Source organism: Salipaludibacillus sp. CUR1, assembly GCF_021028955.1.
In the GTDB taxonomy this organism is placed as follows: Bacteria; Bacillota; Bacilli; order Bacillales; family Salisediminibacteriaceae; genus Salipaludibacillus.
This window is the reverse complement of sequence record NZ_JAIWPE010000037.1, coordinates 1-20,534: the sequence shown is the minus strand read 5'-3', so window position 1 is coordinate 20,534 and position 20,534 is coordinate 1. Positions and strand designations below refer to the sequence as shown.

Below are 20,534 nucleotides of genomic sequence, written 5' to 3'. Positions count from 1 at the left end.
TAGTCAGGCGAAGTTTTTTGATGGCGCCGGCCAACCAGGCAAATGAAAAGAATCTGCAAAATGGGGTCATACCCCCCATTTACTGGAAAATAAACCGGCTCCTCCGGGAGGGGCCGGTTTATGCTGGCATTTTTAAAGGTTTCGTCTGTATTGCCCGCCTACTTCGTAGAGAGCGCCGGTAACTTGTCCGAGACTTGCAGAGCGGACGGTGTGCATCAATTCTTCAAACAGGTTTCCTCCAGAGAGGGCTGTTTGTTTTAACCTATGCAGCGCTTCTTCTGCCTGCTCTTCATTCTCGCTCTGGAACTTTCTCAAATCTTCAATTTGCGCTTCTTTTTCTTCTTTAGATGCCCTCGCCAGTTCCATATCGAATTCTTCTTCAGATGGCGGGTTCGGGTTGAGATACGTATTGACCCCAATAATCGGAAGCTCACCGCTGTGCTTTTTCGTCTCGTACAGCAGGGACTCTTCCTGGATTTTTCCGCGCTGGTACTGAGTCTCCATTGCGCCGAGAACCCCGCCGCGGTCGCTGATCCGCTCCATCTCAAGCAGAACAGCTTCTTCCACCAGGTCAGTCAGTTCTTCAACTATAAAGGATCCTTGCTGCGGATTTTCATTTTTAGCAAGACCCATCTCTTTCGTAATAATCATCTGAATCGCCATCGCCCGCCGGACACTTTCTTCAGTCGGCGTGGTCACCGCTTCATCGTATGCGTTCGTATGAAGCGAATTACAGTTATCATAAATGGCAAGCAGAGCCTGCAGGGTCGTCCTGATATCATTGAAATCCACTTCCTGCGCATGGAGGGAACGTCCTGACGTCTGGATGTGATATTTCAGCTTTTGACTCCGTTCATTGGCTCCATATTTGTTTTTCATGGCGACTGCCCATATACGCCTGGCCACCCGGCCAATAACGGTATATTCCGGATCGAGGCCGTTACTGAAGAAGAAGGACAGATTAGGAGCAAAGTCATTGACGTCCATTCCCCGGCTCAGATAATACTCAACATAGGTAAACCCGTTGGAAAGGGTGAATGCCAGCTGGCTGATCGGGTTCGCCCCCGCTTCAGCTATATGATAGCCGCTGATCGATACAGAATAGTAATTTCGAACTTTATGGTCGATAAAGTACTGCTGGATGTCCCCCATCAGCCTTAGAGCAAATTCAGTTGAGAAAATACATGTATTCTGCCCCTGGTCTTCTTTTAAAATATCAGCCTGAACAGTTCCTCGCACAACCGATAACGTTTTAGCCCTGATATCAGCTGCTTCTTCCGGAGATGGCTCCCGGCCTTCCTGTTCACGGAAGCGGTCAAGCTGCTGGTCGATTGCCGTGTTCATAAACATCGCCAGAATGATCGGTGCAGGTCCGTTAATTGTCATCGAAACGGATGTGGACGGATCGACAAGGTCAAATCCGCTGTACAATGTTTTCATATCATCCAGCGTACAAATGCTCACTCCGCTCTCTCCGATTTTCCCGTAAATGTCCGGACGGTGGTCCGGATCTTCCCCGTATAATGTCACCGAATCAAACGCCGTGCTTAAACGCTTCGCCTCATCATTTTTTGACAAGTAGTGGAAGCGGCGGTTTGTTCTCGCCGGGCCCCCTTCACCGGCAAACTGCCGCTTAGGATCTTCCCCTTTCCGTTTAAAAGGAAAGACGCCTGCCGTATAAGGGAATTCACCAGGGACATTCTCGCTTCTGATCCAGCGGATAATCTCTCCGTAATCAGCAAATTTAGGCAGAGAGACTTTCGGAATGTTAAGCCCTGATAAACTTTTCGTTTGAATATCAGTCACTATCTCTTTATCCCGGATCTTAATCACATACTGGTCTTCTTTATAAGCTTTTTTCTTATCTTCCCATGTTTCCAAAGCCTTTTGAGCTTCAGGAAGCATGGAGGTGCGGTAATAGTCGCGCAGCTTTTCCAGTTCTGCCGTATCGGTACCCGAGGCTGAATGCTCTTCAAGAAGTTCAAGAGTCCCTTCAAGCTGGAACACCCGCCGGGCTTTGCTGACTTCCGCTTCTGTCTCCCCGTGATACCCTTTTACCGTCCTGGCAATTTCCCGCAAGTAGTGGATCTGGTCGGCAGGAATTACTGCATTGCGAAGCTTAATCTCATCACCTTTGCCAAGCTCCGTCTGCCAGTCTTTTTCGCACTTCTGATTAATCACTTGAACCAATTCATAAAAAAGACGGTTTGTCCCCGGGTCGTTAAACTGGCTGGCCATTGTGCCATAGACCGGCATAGCTTCCGGATCTTCTTCAAAGCGGGTATGGCTGCGCTGGTAGGTCTTCCTTACTTCTCTTAGCGCATCCTCACTGCCTTTACGGTCAAATTTATTAATAGCAATTAAGTCTGCAAAATCAATCATATCTATTTTTTCCAGTTGTGAAGGTGCCCCGAACTCGCTGGTCATCACATACATTGAGACATCCGCCACATCGGTTATAGCTGCATCTCCCTGGCCGATCCCGCTCGTTTCGACTATGACCAGGTCATAGCCTGCCCGTTTGACGACAGGGATTGCTTCGGAGATTGCTTTAGACAGTTCCTGCCGGCTGTCCCTTGTAGCAAGCGAGCGCATATACACTCTTGAAGAATCGATAGCGTTCATACGGATCCGGTCCCCGAGAAGTGCCCCTCCCGTTTTCTTTTTCGTCGGATCAACAGATAATATCGCAATATATTTATCAGGAAACGCCATGAGAAAACGCCTGACGAGCTCATCCGTCAACGAACTTTTACCCGCTCCTCCAGTCCCGGTAATTCCAAGTACGGGCGCTTTCGGCAGTTCGCCGTCGAGAAGCGCCTGCTGAAACTGTTCGTGTTCATCTTTCGTCATCGTTTCGCCGAAGGCTTTCTTTTCAGCGACCGTCACAAACCTCGCCACAGCCCCGCTGTCTTTTTCCAGCAGCAAGTCTTTAGGAAGATCCTGAACGGCGCTCGTCGCGAAATCACAGGCTTCCATCATCCCGTTTATCATTCCCTGAAGGCCTTGTTTACGGCCGTCTTCCGGTGAAAAAATACGTGCGATGCCGTAATCATGAAGCTCTTTTATTTCTGACGGAATAATGACCCCTCCGCCTCCGCCGAAAATCTGAATATGGCCCGCTCCTTTTTCCTGCAGCTGATCGTGCAGATACTTGAAGTATTCCATATGGCCGCCCTGGTAAGAAGAGATGGCGATGCCTTGCACGTCTTCCTGGATTGCTGCCCGGACCACTTCATCAACTGAACGGTTATGCCCTAAATGGATCACTTCAGCTCCGGAGGCCTGAAGCATCCTGCGCATAATGTTGATGGAAGCGTCATGACCATCAAAAAGACTTGAAGCCGTGACAAATCTGACTGGATGAACCGGCTCATACATGCTCATATCGTTTCCTCCGTTTCCGGCTTATTTTCTGATATTTGAAAGGTGCCGTTAATGTTTTTGTTTAAACCAAACCCTCTGAACAGCTGAGCAATCTGCCATTTGCAATATGAATCAATATCATGGTCTCTCTGGACTGCCCACCGGCGGAACGTCCACATGTGGCCGGCGACAAGGATATTATGGCAGGCGAGGGAGATTTCTTCGTCATGAAGACTGATAATTCCTGAGTTCCTCGCTTCCTTAAGCTCTTTTTCAAACATTGCTTTCATACTCATTTCTTTCTCAAGCACGTATGCGAGAGCATCGTCAGATAAAGATTTGGACTCCTGGTAAAGGACAAGCACTTCATCCTGCAGACTGTGTATGACCCTGAAGTAAGCTTCTATTACCTGATACAGCCGGTCCAGGCCTTCCAGGTTGCCATCCCTCAGCTTTTCCCATTTCCCCATGACCTCGTCATATACCGCGTCACAGACGAGGTAAAGAATATCTTCTTTAGAACCGATATACTCGTACAACGTCCCGATACTGAACCCCGACGCTTTAGCCACTTCTCTCGTCGTCGCTTTATGATAGCCTTTCTCGTTGAAAAGCCGGACAGCCGCTTTAATAATCTGGCCCCGCCTTTTTTTAATCAGGCGCTGGTCTTTCACTAATGACGGTACGTCTTTCTTTTTCACGTGCTCACTCTCCTCTCTCTTCATTCCGGTTCATTTTTGCCAGCCACTGTTTATATATTACTTCTGCCAACTCATAAGGATCAGCCTCCTGCAGCTGCCCTTTTCCATGGTTGCTTTGATTCAGAGACTCTTTAATATAAGGAGTGAACTCCTCTTTTAATCTCTCAATCAGCCGTCGTTCCACTTCGCTTTCCTTCTGGCTGATCCGCCGTTCAGATTTTTCTTCTGATAAAAGCAAGTGGCGGTGATGGTTATCAAGCGACTCTGCCACCTCGGACACCCCGCGCTTTTCTGTAGAGATCGCCGGTAAAATCGGCGGTTCCCAGCTTTCCGGAAGACTTGTAATATGCAGCAAGTCTTCCAGCTCCCCTTTAAGCTGTTCCACACCGGGAAGATCAGCCTTGTTAATAATAAACAGGTCGGCTATTTCCATAATTCCTGCTTTAAATGCCTGGATGACGTCTCCACCGGAAGGATAAAGCACGAGGGCAATCGTGTCCGCGGTCTTCATAATATCCAGTTCTGACTGGCCGACCCCGACCGTCTCTATAACCACCTTGTCAAACTTGGCAGCTTCCATCAGCCGGACCGTGTCCTGGCAAGCTTCAGATAACCCGCCAAGGCTCCCCCTTGTCCCCATGCTTCTTATAAAAACGCCTTCATCATCTTCATGATCCTGCATCCGTATCCGGTCACCAAGAAGAGCCCCTCCAGAGAAAGGACTTGTTGGATCTATGGCAGCAATGGCCACTGACTGGCCTTTCTTTCGCCATTCACGGACAAGCCCGTTTACGAGCGAACTTTTCCCCGCTCCCGGAGAGCCAGTAATGCCAATAATATGGGCGTTTCCTGTATGCGGATAAATCTGTTTCATAAGTTCCCGGTGAGAAGGCTTTCTGTCTTCCACGATGGAGATGGCTTTGGCCAGTGCCCGTTGTTTTCCGTTTAAAAGTTCATCCGCTATTTTTTTCTCCATCGTGTCTCATCCTTTCTTTCTATAAATCTGGTATTGGTTTTGCCTGTAAACCCGTACAGGCCCTTTTTAAGGAGGGCCTGTTCACTGTCCGCAAGAGACTGGTCTCTTTCCGCCCTTATTGGCCCTCATTGAGGAATTTCCGGCCGGAAGCAGACTATTAATCTTTTAACAGCATTTTAGAGATAACCAGTCGTTGAACTTCGTTAGTTCCTTCGTAAATTTGGGTAATTTTAGCGTCACGCATGTAACGCTCGACAGGGTAATCTTTCGTATAGCCGTACCCGCCGAATACCTGGACGGCTTCAGTCGTCACTTCCATCGCAGAATCCCCTGCAAACAGCTTGGACATAGCCGATTCTTTACCGTAAGGAAGATTATGCGACTCTTTCCATGCGGCCTGGTAAGTGAGCAGTCGTGAGGCTTCAACTTTTGTAGCCATTTCAGCAATTTTGAACGCGATTCCCTGGTTGGTACCAATCGGTTTCCCGAATTGCTTGCGCTCTTTTGCATAATCAACTGCAGCGTCAAGAGCGCCCTGGGCAATCCCGACTGCCTGGGCGGCAATTCCGTTACGCCCGCCATCGAGGGTCATCATTGCAATTTTAAATCCTTCTCCTTCTTCGCCGAGCCTGTTTGCCTGTGGAACCCGCACCCCGTCGAAAATAATTTCCAGTGTGGGAGAAGAACGAATGCCAAGCTTTTTCTCCTTTTTACCCATTGAAAAACCTTCCATCTCTTTTTCAACAATAAAGGCCGTGCATCCTCTATGTTTTTTCTCTGGGTCTGTCATAGCGAATACGACATAATAATCGGCTTCTCCGCCATTTGTAATAAAGATTTTAGACCCATCGAGTATATAGTCGTCCCCGTCCCGCTTAGCTGTTGTCTTCATGTTAGCCGCATCACTTCCGGAACCAGGCTCTGTCAGGCCGTAAGCACCCATCTTCTTTCCTTCAGCCATCGGACGAAGGAACGTCTGCTTTTGTTCTTCAGATCCAAATTTGAAAATCGGCCAGCCGGCAAGAGAAAGGTGGGCTGATAAGGTTACCCCTGTGGACGCACACACTCTTGAAAGCTCTTCTACGGCAATCACGTAGCTCACATAATCAGCTCCGATACCGCCATATTCCTCAGGCCACGGAATGCCTGTCAGCCCGAGCTCACCCATCTGGTCAAAAATTGCCCGGTCGAACCGTTCTTCTTCATCTCTTTCTGCCGCAGTCGGCTCCACTTCGTTCTTTGCAAAATCGCGTACCATTTTACGAATCATTTCCTGCTCATCTGTCAGTTGAAAATTCACCGTATCCATCCCCTTCAGTTATATTAATCTCTTAAATAATGTTTACCAATAACGATCCTCTGGATTTCATTGGTCCCTTCATAAATCTGGGTCACCTTGGCATCCCTGAAGAAACGCTCAACTGGATAGTCTTTTGTATATCCGTAGCCGCCGAAAACCTGTATTGCTTCCGTTGTTATTTTCATCGCCGCATCAGAAGCGAACATTTTAGCCATGGAAGCTTCTTTCCCTGCCGGCAGCCCTTTTGCTACGAGATCTGCCGCGCGGTAGGTGAGCAGTCTGGCCGCTTCAAAAGCCGTCGCCATGTCAGCCAGTTTAAAAGCAAGCCCCTGCATCTGGCCGATTGGTTTTCCAAACTGTTTTCTTTCTTTCGCGTAGGCTGCTGCAGCATCAAGCGCTCCATGGGCGATACCGAGAGACTGGGCCGCTATCCCTATCCGTCCGGTATTAAGATTGGCCATAGCGATTTTAAATCCTTCTCCTTCATTCCCCAGCAGATTTTCTGCAGGAATCCGGCAGTCTTCAAACGACAGAGGGGTTGTGTTGGAACCGTGCAGACCCATTTTTTTCTCTTTAGGAAGGACATAAAATCCCGGTGTATCTTTTTCTAAAATAAACGCACTGATACCTTTACTCCCGGCGCCAGGGTCGGTTTTAGCAAAGACTATATACGTGTCCGCCTCTCCTCCGCTCGTAATCCAGGCCTTCGAACCGTTTAATATATAATCGTTTCCATCCTTTTTAGCAGTTGTTTTCATAGCCGCGGCATCACTGCCGGCCCCTGGTTCTGACAGGGCGAAGGCTCCGAGATACTGGCCGGAAGCCAGTTTAGGCAAATACTTTTGCTTCTGCTCCTCTGTACCGAAATAAAGGATTGGATTAGTCCCTACTGATGTATGGACCGACAGGATCACACCCACTGCCGCGCTTACTCTCGACAGTTCATGGATAGCAAGAATATAAGAGGAATAATCCATTTCTGAACCGCCGTATTTCTCGGGAATCGGAATTCCCATAAGTCCCAGATCCCCCATCTCTTTTACGATGTGACGGGGAAACTCGTCTGTTTTTTCCATATGTTCTGCCGCTTTGGCTACTTTTTCTTCAGCAAACTGGCGCACCATCCGCTGCATCATCTGCTGTTCATCTGTCCATGTGAAATTCATGGCGGTCACCTCTCATGTGTTGTCATCAGCTGTAATTGTAAAAACCACGGCCTGATTTTTTGCCGAGCCAGCCTGCTTTCACATATTTTCTCAGAAGCGGGCATGGCCTGTATTTGTCATCTCCGAAACCTTCGTGGAGGGTTTCCATAATATACAGACACGTGTCGAGACCAATAAAATCAGCAAGTGTCAGAGGGCCCATCGGATGGTTCATGCCTAACTTCATCACTTCGTCCACATCTTCAGGAGTGGCTACCCCTTCAAAAACCGTATAAATCGCTTCATTGATCATCGGCATGAGAATACGGTTTGATACAAAACCAGGGAAGTCGTTTACTTCCACCGGTGTTTTCTTTAATGATTCCGACATACTTTTAACGGTATTAAATGTCTCATCCGAAGTAGCCAGCCCCCTGATGACCTCCACCAGTTTCATCACAGGGACCGGGTTCATAAAGTGCATCCCGATCACTTTTTCAGGGCGCTTCGTTTCAGCTGCGATTTCTGTAATTGGAAGCGACGACGTATTGGTTGCCAAAATAGCGTGGGACGGTGCAAACTCGTCCAGCTGGGCAAAAATATTTTTCTTTATTTCCATATTCTCCAATGCCGCTTCAATCACAATATCTGCTTCTTCTGCGTTACTGAGGCGTGTAGATGAATGAATTTGCCGCATAAAACGTTCCATATCCGTCTCAGAAATCCGGTCCTTCTCTACTTGGCGCTGCAATTGTTTCCTTATCCCTTTAAGTCCTTTTTCAACGTATTCTTCCTTTAAATCATGAAGCATCACATCATAGCCGTTCATCGCACACACCTGGGCAATACCGGACCCCATTTGTCCTGCCCCGATTACCATAACCTTTTGTATTTCCATACCGGACTGAACCCCCTTGTCATTTTTATGCTCTATTGTATTTGGTGCTTTCACCCTTTGGCTTCTTTTACACTTGGATCATAATCGCATCGCCCTGGCCTCCGCCGCTGCAAATAGAGGCAATGCCTGTACCGCCGCCGCGGCGCTTTAATTCATAAGCAAGTGTCAGAATAATTCTCGTTCCGCTCGCACCGATTGGATGCCCAAGTGCTACGGCACCTCCGTTAACGTTTATTTTTTCAGGATCAAGGCCGGCAATTTGTCCGCTTGCCAGTGAGACAGCAGCAAATGCTTCATTTACTTCAATCAGGTCGATATCATCGAGTGACTTCCCTGATTTTTCGAGCAGCTTATTTATGACGAGACCTGGTGTTTTAGGAAAATTTTCAGGCTCTACTGCCAGCTGGGTATGAGCAATAATGGTTGCAAGCGGGTCCAGCCCTTTTTCTTTTGCTTTTTCTTCAGACATTAAGACGAGCGCAGCGGCTCCGTCATTGACTCCAGGAGCATTACCGGCAGTGATCGTGCCTTCGGCTCCGAATACCGGCTTCAACTTGCCCAGCCTCTCTAGTGACGTATCTTTCCTTGGTGATTCATCATTCTCTACGACAAGTGGGTCGCCTTTTCGCTGCGGTACTTCAACAGGGACAATCTCTTCTTTAAACTTTCCTGATTCAATTGCCGCACCGGCTTTTTGATGACTCTGATAAGACCACTCATCCTGAGCTTCACGGGTCAGGTTATGCTCTTTCGCCACGTTATTTCCGTAATTGCCCATATGGACGCCTGTAAATGTACAAGTCAGCCCGTCATGGATCATCATGTCATGAAACTTTTGTTCACCCATTTTAAAACCGAAGCGTGCTCCCTTAACAAAGAACGGAGCCTGGCTCATGGATTCCATCCCTCCGGCTACAATGGTCTCCTGCTCGTTTGCCCTGATCAGGATATCGCCCAGTGTGACGCTTCTCATCCCGGAGGCGCACACTTTATTGATCGTTTCAGTTTCTGTCTCCCAAGGAATTCCCGCTTCATGCATCGCCTGTCTGGATGGAAGCTGTCCCTGGCCGCCCTGGAGGACAGATCCCATAATGACATGGCCAATATCGTGCCCTTCAAGGCCAGCCCGTTCAAGTGCCGCTTTGATCGCCTTTCCTCCAAGCTGTGAGGCTGTAAAACCGGATAAAGCGCCCCCCAGCTTTCCAACCGGTGTTCTTGCTCCACTGACAATCACTGTTTTACTCATGAAAAATTTCCTCCCTTTATATTCGTTATGTGGCCTTTCCTGCACCAGACTCTTCCTAAAAGTAACTTTACATCAGGAAAACAAATGATCGAACGCTCACTCAGCAGCTCCATAGCTTAATAGTTAAGCGCTTACAACCGTCGCATATGTCTATTGTAAAACATAATTATTCGGATGTCTCGTAAATTTTCCGAGACACCCGAATATTTTGAATTTTGTTTCATAGAGTTATAGGCCTCTGTTAAACTGTCACTGGTTCTTCCTTTTTAACAATGGATTTTTCCACAATTTCCGCAATATCCATTGTTTTAACATCTTCTTCCACTTCTTTGGCCTTCGTTCCGTCACTCAACATCGTTAGGCAGTATGGGCAAGCACTTCCGATGACACTGGAAGAGGTGGCAAGCGCCTGCTCTGTTCGCGCTTCATTGACACGTGTGCCGGTATCTTCTTCCATCCACATCATCCCCCCGCCGGCTCCGCAGCACATCCCATTTTCGCGGTTGCGTTCCATTTCAACAAGTTCAACACCCGGAATCGCTTTCAAAATCTCACGAGGCGGGTCGTAAACGTCGTTGTAACGTCCCAGATAACAGGAGTCATGGTAAACGATCGTTTCTTTCACTTCCTGTGTCGGCTTGATAAGCCCGTCTTTGATCCACTGGTAGATCAGTTCCGTATGGTGATAAACTTCCGCTTCAAGTCCAAAATCAGGATACTCATTCTTAAACGTATTATACGTGTGCGGGTCTATCGTAACGATTTTCTTAATCTCGTTTTTCTCAAATTCCTGAATGTTAGCTGCAGCCAGCTCCTGGAACAGAAACTCGTTTCCGATGCGTCGCGGCGTATCTCCGGAGTTCTTTTCCTTGTTTCCAAGAATGGCAAATTTAATGCCTGCTTCATTCATGATTTTAGCAAAGGACAACGCAATTTTCTGGCTTCTGTTGTCGTAGGAGCCCATAGAACCGACAAAGAATAAGTATTCAAATTCTTCACCGCGTTTTTTCATCTCTTTAACAGTTGGAACGTCTACGTCTTCACGCGCGTCACGCCAGTTTTCACGTTCCTTACGGTTAATCCCCCATGGGTTACCCTGCTTTTCGATGTTTTTCATCGTCCGCTGGGCTTCAGTATCCATTTTACCTTCTGTTAAAACAAGGTAACGGCGCATATCAATAATTTTATCTACATGCTCATTCATAACCGGGCACTGGTCTTCACAGTTCCGGCACGTTGTACAGGCCCAAAGCTCTTCTTCAGTAATAACGTCGCCCACAAGGTTGACATCATACGGGTTAAAGTCCAGTGACGCAGCTGCTTCTTCATTCCCTGCTGCAGCCAGCTGGTTTCCTTTTGTATTATTAAAAGCAAAACTCGGCATCCACGGGTTTCTGGAAGTTACAGCCGCCCCTTTATCTGTTAAATGATCCCGCATTTTTATAATAAGATCCATCGGTGACAGCATTTTACCTGTCCCTGTAGCCGGGCACATATTCGTACAGCGTCCGCATTCCACACAGGCGTATAAATCCAGAAGCTGTTTCTGGTCAAAGTCTTCAATTTGGTTCTTGCCGAATTTTTCAGCTTCTTCATCTTCAAAATTTATGGCTTCAAGCTGGCCCCTTTTATGTGTAGGCCCAACCCATACATTAGCAGGCCCTGCGATCAAGTGGGCGTGTTTGGATTGTGGTATATAGACAAGGAACGTAAGCAGGAACAAGAGATGCGCCCACCAGAAAATGAAGAACCCGGCTCCTGCCGCAGTCGGCCCGATCCCTGCAAAGACGGTCGCAATTCCAGATGCAATCGGTTCAGCGCCAGTTGTAGCCTTATCAAGCCAGATCATTTCCATTCCTTTGGCAAACAGTTTGGAAATCATTAAGCCTCCGATAAAGATGAGCACAAGACCGGCTTTAAAGTTTCTTTTTAGCCTGACCAGCTTTTCAACATACCGGCGGTGGAACGCCCAGACGACTGCCACCAGAATAGCGAGGACGACTATTTCCTGAAAAAAAGTAAAAACAGGGTAAACAGGCCCTAACGGCAGATGGCTGCCTGGATTTAATCCTTTCCAGATCACATCAATTGCACTGAACTGCACGAGAAGGAATCCGTAGAAAAAGATGACATGGATAATCCCGCTCTTCTTATCCTTCAATAATTTTTTCTGCCCGAAAACCATCGTCATCATGGCTTCCTTGCGCTCTTTCATCGACAAAATAAATTCCGGCTTCTTACCAAGCTTGATATATTCCATTCTTGTTTTTACCAGTGAAGCGAATAAATAAACCGCGTAACCGGTTACAAGAATGAACATGATCCAATTAATTAAAATCGGGTTCATGGAACCATCCCCTTTCAATGTATTCAGAAAATAACTTCAATTTGAATTTTATTATATCACAGAAAAATATGAATGAGTATTCATTCATAGATTTTTTTGTATAATTTTTTTATTTAACACCACACCTGACGTGCTATTCAATTATTTTAAATTTTTGTATATTTTTTTCAGCCCGTCTCTAAAGACGTAACGGCCATCACCTCGTTAAAACGCATGAAATAAGCTCGCCATTTCTCAACTAAATCAGATAATTATCATTTAATCATTTCAACTTAAATTGTTTCTTTATGCTCTCTCTTTTAATTTCACAAAGAATTCACACTAAATTTGCGCTAAAAAGCTTTACTTATACCCTAAGGTGTATTAAATTAATAGATGTATTACAAAATAATTATTATAAATAAGGAGCTGTTAAGTCATGGAAAATACGAACCACGAAGAAAAAGTTGTCTCACTTCCCCGTATTGGAGATACTGCGCCTGATTTTGAAGCAGAAACAACGCACGGGACATTGCAATTAGAAGATTTCAAAGGGTCATGGGTTGTTCTTTTCTCGCATCCCGCTGATTTCACTCCTGTTTGTACAACCGAATTTATCGCTTTCCAGGAGATCGCCGATGACCTGCGTGCCCTTAACACAGAGCTTCTCGGGCTTAGCGTGGACAGCGTCCACTCCCATATTGCCTGGGTAAGAAATGTAAAAGAGAAAATGGGTGTGGAACTGACCTTCCCAATTATTGCCGACTTAAATAAAGATGTCGCAAAAAAATACGGCATGATTATGCCTGGCGAAAGCACCACAGAAACGTCACGAGCTGTATTTGTGATTGACGATAAGCAAATTGTCCGCGCGGTCATTTATTATCCACTTTCAACCGGAAGAAATATGCCTGAAATCCTCCGTTTAATTAAAGGATTGCAGACGACCGATGAACATGGCGTAGCTACCCCGGCTAACTGGAAACCGGGTGAAAAAGTCATTATTCCTCCGCCGAAAACACAGGAAGAAGCTGAGGAACGTGCCAATGATGATAGTGTTGAATGTACTGACTGGTACTTCTGCAAGAAACAACTGTAAAGGAGAGATTCACTGATGGCTTGCGTAAACGGTGACGGCAAACTGACACAATCAGCAAAAAATATTCTCGAGGCAGTGGATGAGTCCCCTAAGTCCCCAGCAGACTTGTCCAAAGAACTTGCCATTCCTCTGTTCAAAATCAGAAGCTCAATGAGAGACATGGTCTCAATGGGGCTCGTACAAGAAACAGAAGGTGCTTATCAACTGGCACCCGGGGGCAGAAAAATGCTTGAAAAATCCAACTGATATAACGTTTGAAAAACCGGTTTGCCCAGGCAGACCGGTTTTTCACTTACCAGAATGATTGATTTTTCACGAGACGGGGAATAATAGCGGGTGACAAACTTTTAAGAAAGTTGGATTAACATGACTATAGTCTTAGCTGTGATCGCCGTCATTATTGCCTGGATTACTATTGATTTATATATCGGTTTTAAACTCCACCGTGCAAATATCCGTCCGATGGAAGAAAGTGTGCTCAGAAAAAGCCATGTCGATTTCTTCCCCCGGGGAGATAAACTGTTTGACCATATGCTTGATAAGATTGACAAAGCAGAGCATCACATTCATATTCAGTTTTTTATTTTCCGCGACGACCATATCGGCCAAAAGTTTCTTGACCTCCTTAAAGAAAAGGCAGTCGAGGGAGTCGATGTCCGGCTAATGGTGGACTGGGGCGGCTATGCGATCTCCAGAAAAGAGAAAAAATCTCTTAAAAACGCAGGCGTCCTTATAAAAAAGACTAACGTCCCCTCTTTTCCTTTACTGTTCTATTCAATGAATGTGCGAAACCACCGGAAAGTAACGGTAATAGACGGAATTCATGGCTATATAGGCGGATATAATGTTGGTGATGAATATTTAGGACGGGATCCTGACCTGGGCCGCTGGAGGGATTACCATATCTATGTCAGCGGAGAAGCAGTACAGGATTTCCAAAAGCAGTTTATCACTGACTGGAACGGGGCCTCAGGTGAAAAAACCAGCGAAAAGGAGATCGAGTCTAAACGAGCAGGCTCCGGGCCCGTCCCTCTGAAAGTCGTTTCTACTGACGGGGCCCATGTAGTTGAAATGGTGGATTCTCTCCTCGACCGGGCAAAAGAATCGGTTATTATCGGCACCCCTTATTTTATCCCTGGAAAGTCACTAAAAAACAAATTAATCAGGCTGGCCGAAAATGGGATTAACGTCAAATTAATTATTCCGAAATATGCCGATCATCCTTTTGTTAAAGATGCAGCGTTCCCCTATTTCCCGGACCTTTTAAAAGCAGGAGTAACTATTCGCCAGTTTACAGAAGGGTTTTACCATTCAAAAGTTATCGTTATCGACGATCACCTGATGGATATCGGGACCTCAAACTTTGACAAACGGAGTTTTCACCTTAACAAAGAGATCAATTGTATTATTGAGGACCGTGACTGGGTCCTCCCTGTTAAAAAGGAAATTGAAAAGGATTTTTATGAGTGCTCAGAAGAAATCACCTTGGAGTATGTTAGGAACCGCTCTGTTTTTGAAAGAGGAAAGGAAATGATTGGCACAGCATTGTCACCATTTATGTAGCTTTTCCAGTTCATATCAAAGAAAAAAAAGAGTATAATTAAATTAGAAACAATCAATAAAAATTAAAACAATCATATACTTTATTACCTGGAGTTTTTTGCTGTCACCTGACATTGGTGGCAGCAATTTCTGCTTTATCAAGGGTATTGAAGATGAATTTCTTTATCAATTAGAAGGGAGGGATTGTTATGGAAATCCAACCATTGAAATCAGACGGCCGGCGTATTCTGTCATGCCAGCACGCCTTCAAGAAAGCGTTAGTTGTTCATCGGCAGCTTATTATGTCTCTTTCAGGGGGGATATTTCTTGCAGCAGGCCTTCTCTCTGACCGCGCCGGAGAGCCGGGCTGGGCTGCAGCCGCTATTGTCTTTTACGTTCTTTCTTATGCTGTTGGGGGTTTCTACAAAGCAAAAGAAGGATTAGACGACTTGATTCAGGACCGGGCACTTAATGTAGAAGTGCTTATGATTCTCGCAGCCCTCGGAGCGGCATCCATCGGCTATTGGAGTGAAGGCGCGATATTGATCTTTATTTTTTCATTGAGCGGCGCCATGGAAACGTATACTTGGCAAAAAAGCGAAAAAGATTTGTCTTCGCTCGTTAAACTGGCTCCTTTAGAAGCCAACCGTGTAACTGCAGGCGAAGAACTTGAAACGGTGCCGGTGGACGACCTGCTTGTCGGAGACCGTATACTCATCCGCAGCGGGGAAAGAGTGCCGGCAGATGGTGTCGTTGTTCGGGGAACAACCTCAGTTGATGAATCTGCTATTACTGGAGAACCTGTCCCTGTCGATAAAGATTTAAAAGATGAAGTTTACAACGGGACAATGAACGGGCGCGGCTCCATAGTGGTGGAGGTCACAAAGGAAAACGCCAATTCGCTTTTTCAAAAGATGATCCGTCTTGTCGAACAGGCAAAAAGCAGCCGCCCCCCTGCCCAGCAGTTTATTGAAAAAGTTGAAGGCCCTTATGTCATTACGGTATTAATTGTTGTCGCTCTGATGTTAGTGATCCCTCCTCTTATATTCACTGCGCCTTTTCAGGAGACTTTTTACAGAGCCATGGTTCTGCTGGTAGTCGCTTCCCCTTGTGCTGTCGTTGCCTCAGTAATGCCCGCCCTCCTTTCGGCCATTTCAAATGGCGCAAGAAAGGGCGTTCTAATGAAAGGCGGGACCTACCTTGAACAGTTGTCAAAAGCCTCAGCGGTCGCTTTAGACAAAACAGGCACCATTACTAGAGGAGAGCCCGCCGTAACTGACTTCTGTGTTGTGGAAGAAGCGTATTCCGAGGAGATATTAGAGACGGTGGCAGCAATTGAAGCTCAGTCCAACCATCCGCTTGCAAGAGCGATCACTGCTTTTGTAAAAAAGCAGGGAATAAGCGGCTCAGTCGATGTAGAGTCCACGGAAGATGTGACTGGATATGGTGTAAAGGCTGATACAGGAACTGATCAATGGAAAATCGGCAATCTGGAGATGATGACGATGGCGGCCTGTACGGAAACAGGCGGCACGACTGAGGAGCAGCCGCTTCCTGAAACCATTGATAACTACAGAAAAGCATGGCAGGCAGACGGAAAAACAGTTGTCTACGTTTCTAAAAACGGAACAGTCCTTGCTTCCTTAGCTATTAAAGATGAGATCCGCCCTGAAGCAAAACAATTAATTGATGACCTGCATGACCTTGGGATTAAAACGATTATGATTACAGGCGATCATGAATCCACAGCAGCGTCCATTGCCGATGAGGCAGGGCTTGATGACTGGGTATCCCAATGCCTCCCTGAGCGGAAAGTGACGGAAATTGACCTGCTTAAGGAAAAATACGGTTCGGTAGTGATGGTCGGTGACGGCATTAACGACGCCCCTGCTATGGCTAAGGCTGACATTGGAATCGCAATGGGCTCCGGTACTGACGTCGCCATCGACACAGCCGACATGGTCCTCATGAAAAGCGAACTGGAAAAAATCAGTTTGTCGTTTAAGCTCTCTAAACGCCTGAACCGGATCGTGGCTCAAAACCTTATATTTTCTGTTTCTGTTATTCTCATTTTGATCACTGCTAATTTTGCCCAGCAGCTGACTTTGCCATTAGGGGTTATAGGTCATGAAGGAAGTACGATTCTTGTCATACTAAACGGGCTAAGGCTTTTGCGGTAGGCTGTTTCTGTGTGACGCATGAGTGGGTGTTACCTGCCTGACACTCCGGTAACACCCACTTCTCACCCACCCGATTTTCTACCTGATTTTCACCCGATTCCACCGGGCTAATTATACTTTTTAACAAATTGTTTTATAAGGTGGTGGACTGCTGATGATTTTTTTGTAGGAAGCTGGTGTCCTACGTCCCCTAACAGGATGGTTTCTACCGGGCCCGATACTTTTTCGTGGAACAGGTGCCGGTAATGATGGACATAATCGTCCCTGTTGCCGTAGAGCAGCAAAACCGGACATTGGATTTGTTCTAACCTGGCTGTGGCCGAGTAAGCCAATCCAAGCCGGTAATACTGTTCTAACAGGTGCGGCGACATCCGCTTCACGTAGTCAGCCAAATCTTTTTTCCTTCGGGGCTCCCGTTCATGCGCCAGAGCCAAGACATTGGCTATAAGGCCCATCTGCTTCGCCCTTGCGGCATAAATGCCGAGGCGAAATTCATTTTTTAACAGAAAACTGTTAACTTCAGAGAACCCTCCCATAAGAATAATGCCGCGAACCCTGTCAGGATATTGAATCGCCGTTTCCTGAACGATCGACCCTCCGTTTGAATACCCGCAGATAAAGGCTGATTTAACGTTTTCCGCATCAAGAACCCTTATGACGTCTTCAGCCAAAAGCGGCATTGAAAGAGGCCTTTCATCCATTCCGCTCCGGCCGTTCCCTCTCAAATCCATCGTCATGACTTGATAATCATTGGATAACCTGCTTTTTTGACGCCGGAAGGTAACATGTCCCATCGAAGGAGGATGCACAAAAAGGAGCGGAATTCCTTTCCCCTCCTTCTCATAATATATATCTGCTGCATGCTCATCTTTAGTAAAAGGCATTGCCAAAACCCCCATATTCATCTCACAGATTCATAATGGGTTTAGCTTATGCCGCTGCCGGGATTCTTATCCAAAAAATGTGGTGGAAACCCACTGGAACAATTTAAATCCGAGATAGACCCCAAAGATACCCATAACACCCGGTAAAGCCGGCGGCGCCGGGATCGGAAGCTTGATAAGGGCAAACACAAAACCGACGATCAAGCCTGCAAGGAGGGCTAATATGATTTCTTGCATAATTTCACCTACTTTTTAACGACTATATTTTTCAGAAGAAAGCGTTTGACTTAAAAAACATTGTCTTATTAAACACTATTAAATCTACATGTTCTATACTAACAGAAAGAGGTACGTACATCTATATTTTTGAAAAAATATTAGTATTTCTTTTGGAAAAACCAAAAGCCCCCCTGAAAAAGGGAGGCTTGATTCTTTACATTTTTTCCGGTGCTTCCACTCCAACGAGAGAAAGCGCATTTTTAAGAGTGATACGCACGGCATCCATCAGCGCCAGACGGGCTTTCGTCAATGCCTCATCGTCGCTGATAACTTTTTCTGCATTGTAAAAGCTGTGCAGCGCCTGGGCCAGTTCGTGGACGTAGTTTGTAATTCGGTGCGGGGAACGCCGTTTAGCCGCGTCAGCTACAGCCTCAGGGAATTCGCCCATTTTTTTCATAAGATCCTGTTCTTTCTCTGCCGTAAGGCTTGTCAGATCGGCTGCGGGATCGACAGTGTAACCTTTATCTGCCGCCTGGCGGAGCATGCTGCAGATTCGGGCATGCGCGTACTGGACATAATAGACCGGGTTTTCATTGGATTGGGATTTAGCCAGATCCAAGTCAAAATCCAGGTGGGTGTCAGCCGCACGCATCGCAAAGAAGTAACGGGTAGCGTCGATTCCAACCTCTTCCATCAGTTCACGCATCGTTACAGCTTTACCTGTCCGTTTACTCATCTTAACTTTTTCGCCGTTTTCAAACAGGTTAACCATTTGAATGATTTGCACGTCCAGCTGTTCTTTATCATAGCCAAGAGCCTGGATAGCTGCTTCCATTCGTCCAATATAGCCGTGATGGTCTGCTCCCCAGATGTTAATCAGCTCTTCAAAGCCCCGGGCGAACTTGTTTTTATGATAAGAAATATCCGGGGTGAGGTACGTGTAGGAGCCGTCGCTTTTAACAAGGACACGGTCTTTATCATCGCCGTAGGCTGTTGACCTGAACCAGACAGCACCATCCTGTTCGTATGTTTCGCCGCGCTCCTTGAGTTCTTCAAGTACTTCTGTGATGTTTCCGCCGGTATAAAGGGACGTTTCCGAAAACCAGTTATTAAAGTTAACGCGGAAATCAGCCAGGTCATTTTTCAGCTTGTCCAGCTCGCGTTTCAGCCCGTATTCACGGAAAAATTCACGGCGTCCCTCTTCATTAGCTTCTTTAAAACGGTCACCGTACGTGTCGGCAATTTCCTTCGCAAAGTTAATGATGTCCTTGCCGTGGTAGCCGTCCTCAGGCATCGGCACGTCTTCGCCAAGCTCCTGAAGATAACGGGCTTCCAGGGAAAGTGCCAGGTTATCAATTTGATTTCCTGCATCGTTTATATAATATTCACGTGCCACATCGTACCCTGCTTTTTCAAGCACATGGCAAAGGGAGTCGCCGACTGCTGCTCCGCGGGCGTGGCCAAGGTGAAGGGTGCCAGTCGGGTTGGCTGAAACGAACTCAACCTGAATTTTTTTGTCATTGCCTACATTTGTTTCTCCAAATTTATCCTTTTGTTGTAGAACGGTTGCTACGATGTCTGTTAAATAATCTTTTTTCATAAAGAAGTTAATGAAGCCAGGCCCTGCAATATCGAGTTTTTCAACCTTCCCGGCCTCATGGTCAAAGTTGGCTGCAATATCCTCAGCGATCATTTTCGGCGCCTTTTTAGCTATGCGTGCGAGCTGCATAGCAAGGTTTGTTGCAAAATCCCCGTGACTCTTATCTTTCGGCGTTTCAATGACCACGTCTGGCATTTCTTCTTTTTCAGCGAGCTCTGCTTTTAATACGGCTGCAATTAACTGTTCCTTCAAGCCTTCTTTCAGCTGTTCTACTTGGCTCATCGTTAATTTATACCTCCTTGATTTTTACGTGCATATGATAATTCCCTGTTTTTGACCCTTGCATCACCAGTGCATAACGCAAGTCTATGAAGCCTTCCAGGGCCTGGCTGTCCCATTCATAATCAACTTCAGACGTGTCGGTACGCATATCCATCGGTCCATACGGGCTGTGGTACATTCCTTCTGTCTCACGGCCCGGGATAAAGCGCTGGTTCATTGTAATGGCGCCTTTCCTCTGAACAGACATCTGCCCGCGGTGAAGTTTGACTGTTTGAATAGTTGACTGAGTATCATTTTCTTCTTTAGGCTCAGAAAAACGGATCACAGTCATCCCGCCCCGGTGAAAAAGCTCTCCTGAAGCTTCCATCGAATGGACCTCTTTACGTCTGCCATCTTTAATTGTCGTTCTCATGTGTATAGTTACAGGTAATCCGCTTGAAGACATGGGGCTTCATCACCTATTCCTTCCTTTTAATAACTCTACTATTATAACGAAAATAAAGTAAGAGGTTCAAGAGCAGAGCCAAGTTTTCTATGATTGGGACAGCAAACGAAAGTGGAAAACCCGATTCATCAAGGGGCATGGTACAAATCAGCTGGTCATAAAAGGGTTTTTCATAAAAGGTTATTTCATAAATGGGGTTTTTCACAAAGGGGTCAGACCCAGTAGCCTTGCATGAATGGAATATAATGTAATTTTGAGTTTACAAACACAAAAAAAGCTCCTATTGTAGAGGAGAGACCAATACTTGTTCCCAATCCTCTACAAA

At 46.3% G+C, this 20,534-nt stretch carries 16 protein-coding genes; 4 read left to right on the top strand and 12 right to left on the bottom strand.

Annotated elements, in window-relative coordinates; all coding sequences use genetic code 11:
* Nucleotides 1-132: 132 nt before the first annotated feature.
* The 8 genes from icmF to K8O68_RS08400 form a co-directional block, all read right to left on the bottom strand.
* A complete protein-coding gene (icmF, locus tag K8O68_RS08435) occupies nucleotides 133-3,381 on the bottom strand; it encodes a fused isobutyryl-CoA mutase/GTPase IcmF (RefSeq protein ID WP_230896506.1) in 3,249 nt (1,082 codons plus the stop codon).
* Between the two features lie 2 nt (nucleotides 3,382-3,383).
* On the bottom strand, nucleotides 3,384-4,067 hold the full coding sequence (locus tag K8O68_RS08430) for a TetR/AcrR family transcriptional regulator (RefSeq protein ID WP_230896467.1): 684 nt from the start codon (nucleotides 4,065-4,067) through the stop codon (nucleotides 3,384-3,386).
* A gap of 4 nt (nucleotides 4,068-4,071) precedes the next feature.
* Complete coding sequence (meaB, locus tag K8O68_RS08425) at nucleotides 4,072-5,043, bottom strand: methylmalonyl Co-A mutase-associated GTPase MeaB (protein ID WP_230896466.1); 972 nt, start codon at nucleotides 5,041-5,043, stop codon at nucleotides 4,072-4,074.
* Nucleotides 5,044-5,200: 157 nt separating this feature from the next.
* The gene (locus tag K8O68_RS08420; protein ID WP_235788452.1) at nucleotides 5,201-6,352 is read right to left on the bottom strand and encodes an acyl-CoA dehydrogenase; all 1,152 of its coding nucleotides are present in this window, start codon (nucleotides 6,350-6,352) and stop codon (nucleotides 5,201-5,203) included.
* A 14-nt stretch (nucleotides 6,353-6,366) separates the two neighbouring features.
* Nucleotides 6,367-7,509: an acyl-CoA dehydrogenase gene (locus K8O68_RS08415; RefSeq protein ID WP_230896464.1), complete on the bottom strand. Its 1,143-nt coding sequence runs from the start codon at nucleotides 7,507-7,509 to the stop codon at nucleotides 6,367-6,369.
* 25 nt (nucleotides 7,510-7,534) lie between these two features.
* Nucleotides 7,535-8,386: a 3-hydroxybutyryl-CoA dehydrogenase gene (locus K8O68_RS08410; RefSeq protein ID WP_230896463.1), complete on the bottom strand. Its 852-nt coding sequence runs from the start codon at nucleotides 8,384-8,386 to the stop codon at nucleotides 7,535-7,537.
* A gap of 67 nt (nucleotides 8,387-8,453) precedes the next feature.
* Nucleotides 8,454-9,632: an acetyl-CoA C-acetyltransferase gene (locus tag K8O68_RS08405; RefSeq protein WP_230896462.1), complete on the bottom strand. Its 1,179-nt coding sequence runs from the start codon at nucleotides 9,630-9,632 to the stop codon at nucleotides 8,454-8,456.
* A gap of 241 nt (nucleotides 9,633-9,873) precedes the next feature.
* Entirely contained in the window at nucleotides 9,874-11,979 is a 2,106-nt protein-coding gene (locus tag K8O68_RS08400) for a (Fe-S)-binding protein (RefSeq protein ID WP_230896461.1), read from the bottom strand.
* A gap of 418 nt (nucleotides 11,980-12,397) precedes the next feature.
* On the opposite strand from K8O68_RS08400, the gene K8O68_RS08395 reads away from it, so the two are divergent.
* From K8O68_RS08395 to K8O68_RS08380, 4 genes are all read left to right on the top strand, one after another.
* A complete protein-coding gene (locus K8O68_RS08395) occupies nucleotides 12,398-13,057 on the top strand; it encodes a peroxiredoxin (protein ID WP_230896460.1) in 660 nt (219 codons plus the stop codon).
* Between the two features lie 15 nt (nucleotides 13,058-13,072).
* Nucleotides 13,073-13,303: a hypothetical protein gene (locus tag K8O68_RS08390; protein WP_230896459.1), complete on the top strand. Its 231-nt coding sequence runs from the start codon at nucleotides 13,073-13,075 to the stop codon at nucleotides 13,301-13,303.
* A gap of 120 nt (nucleotides 13,304-13,423) precedes the next feature.
* Nucleotides 13,424-14,620 carry a cardiolipin synthase gene (gene cls / locus K8O68_RS08385; RefSeq protein WP_230896458.1) on the top strand — a complete coding sequence of 399 codons (1,197 nt, stop codon included), beginning with the start codon at nucleotides 13,424-13,426 and terminating at the stop codon, nucleotides 14,618-14,620.
* 188 nt (nucleotides 14,621-14,808) lie between these two features.
* Entirely contained in the window at nucleotides 14,809-16,779 is a 1,971-nt protein-coding gene (locus K8O68_RS08380) for a heavy metal translocating P-type ATPase (RefSeq protein WP_230896457.1), read from the top strand.
* 107 nt (nucleotides 16,780-16,886) lie between these two features.
* Here the strand turns inward: K8O68_RS08380 and K8O68_RS08375 are convergent, their stop codons facing one another.
* From K8O68_RS08375 to K8O68_RS08360, 4 genes are all read right to left on the bottom strand, one after another.
* Nucleotides 16,887-17,663, bottom strand: a complete 777-nt coding sequence (locus K8O68_RS08375; RefSeq protein ID WP_230896456.1) for an alpha/beta fold hydrolase — start codon at nucleotides 17,661-17,663, stop codon at nucleotides 16,887-16,889.
* Nucleotides 17,664-17,729: 66 nt separating this feature from the next.
* Entirely contained in the window at nucleotides 17,730-17,900 is a 171-nt protein-coding gene (locus tag K8O68_RS08370) for a XapX domain-containing protein (RefSeq protein WP_230896455.1), read from the bottom strand.
* Between the two features lie 196 nt (nucleotides 17,901-18,096).
* Nucleotides 18,097-19,764 carry an arginine--tRNA ligase gene (gene argS / locus K8O68_RS08365; protein WP_230896454.1) on the bottom strand — a complete coding sequence of 556 codons (1,668 nt, stop codon included), beginning with the start codon at nucleotides 19,762-19,764 and terminating at the stop codon, nucleotides 18,097-18,099.
* Between the two features lie 7 nt (nucleotides 19,765-19,771).
* Nucleotides 19,772-20,209 (bottom strand): YwiB family protein, encoded by a 438-nt coding sequence (locus K8O68_RS08360; protein WP_230896453.1) that lies wholly within the window; start codon nucleotides 20,207-20,209, stop codon nucleotides 19,772-19,774.
* Between the last annotated feature and the right edge of the window lie 325 nt (nucleotides 20,210-20,534).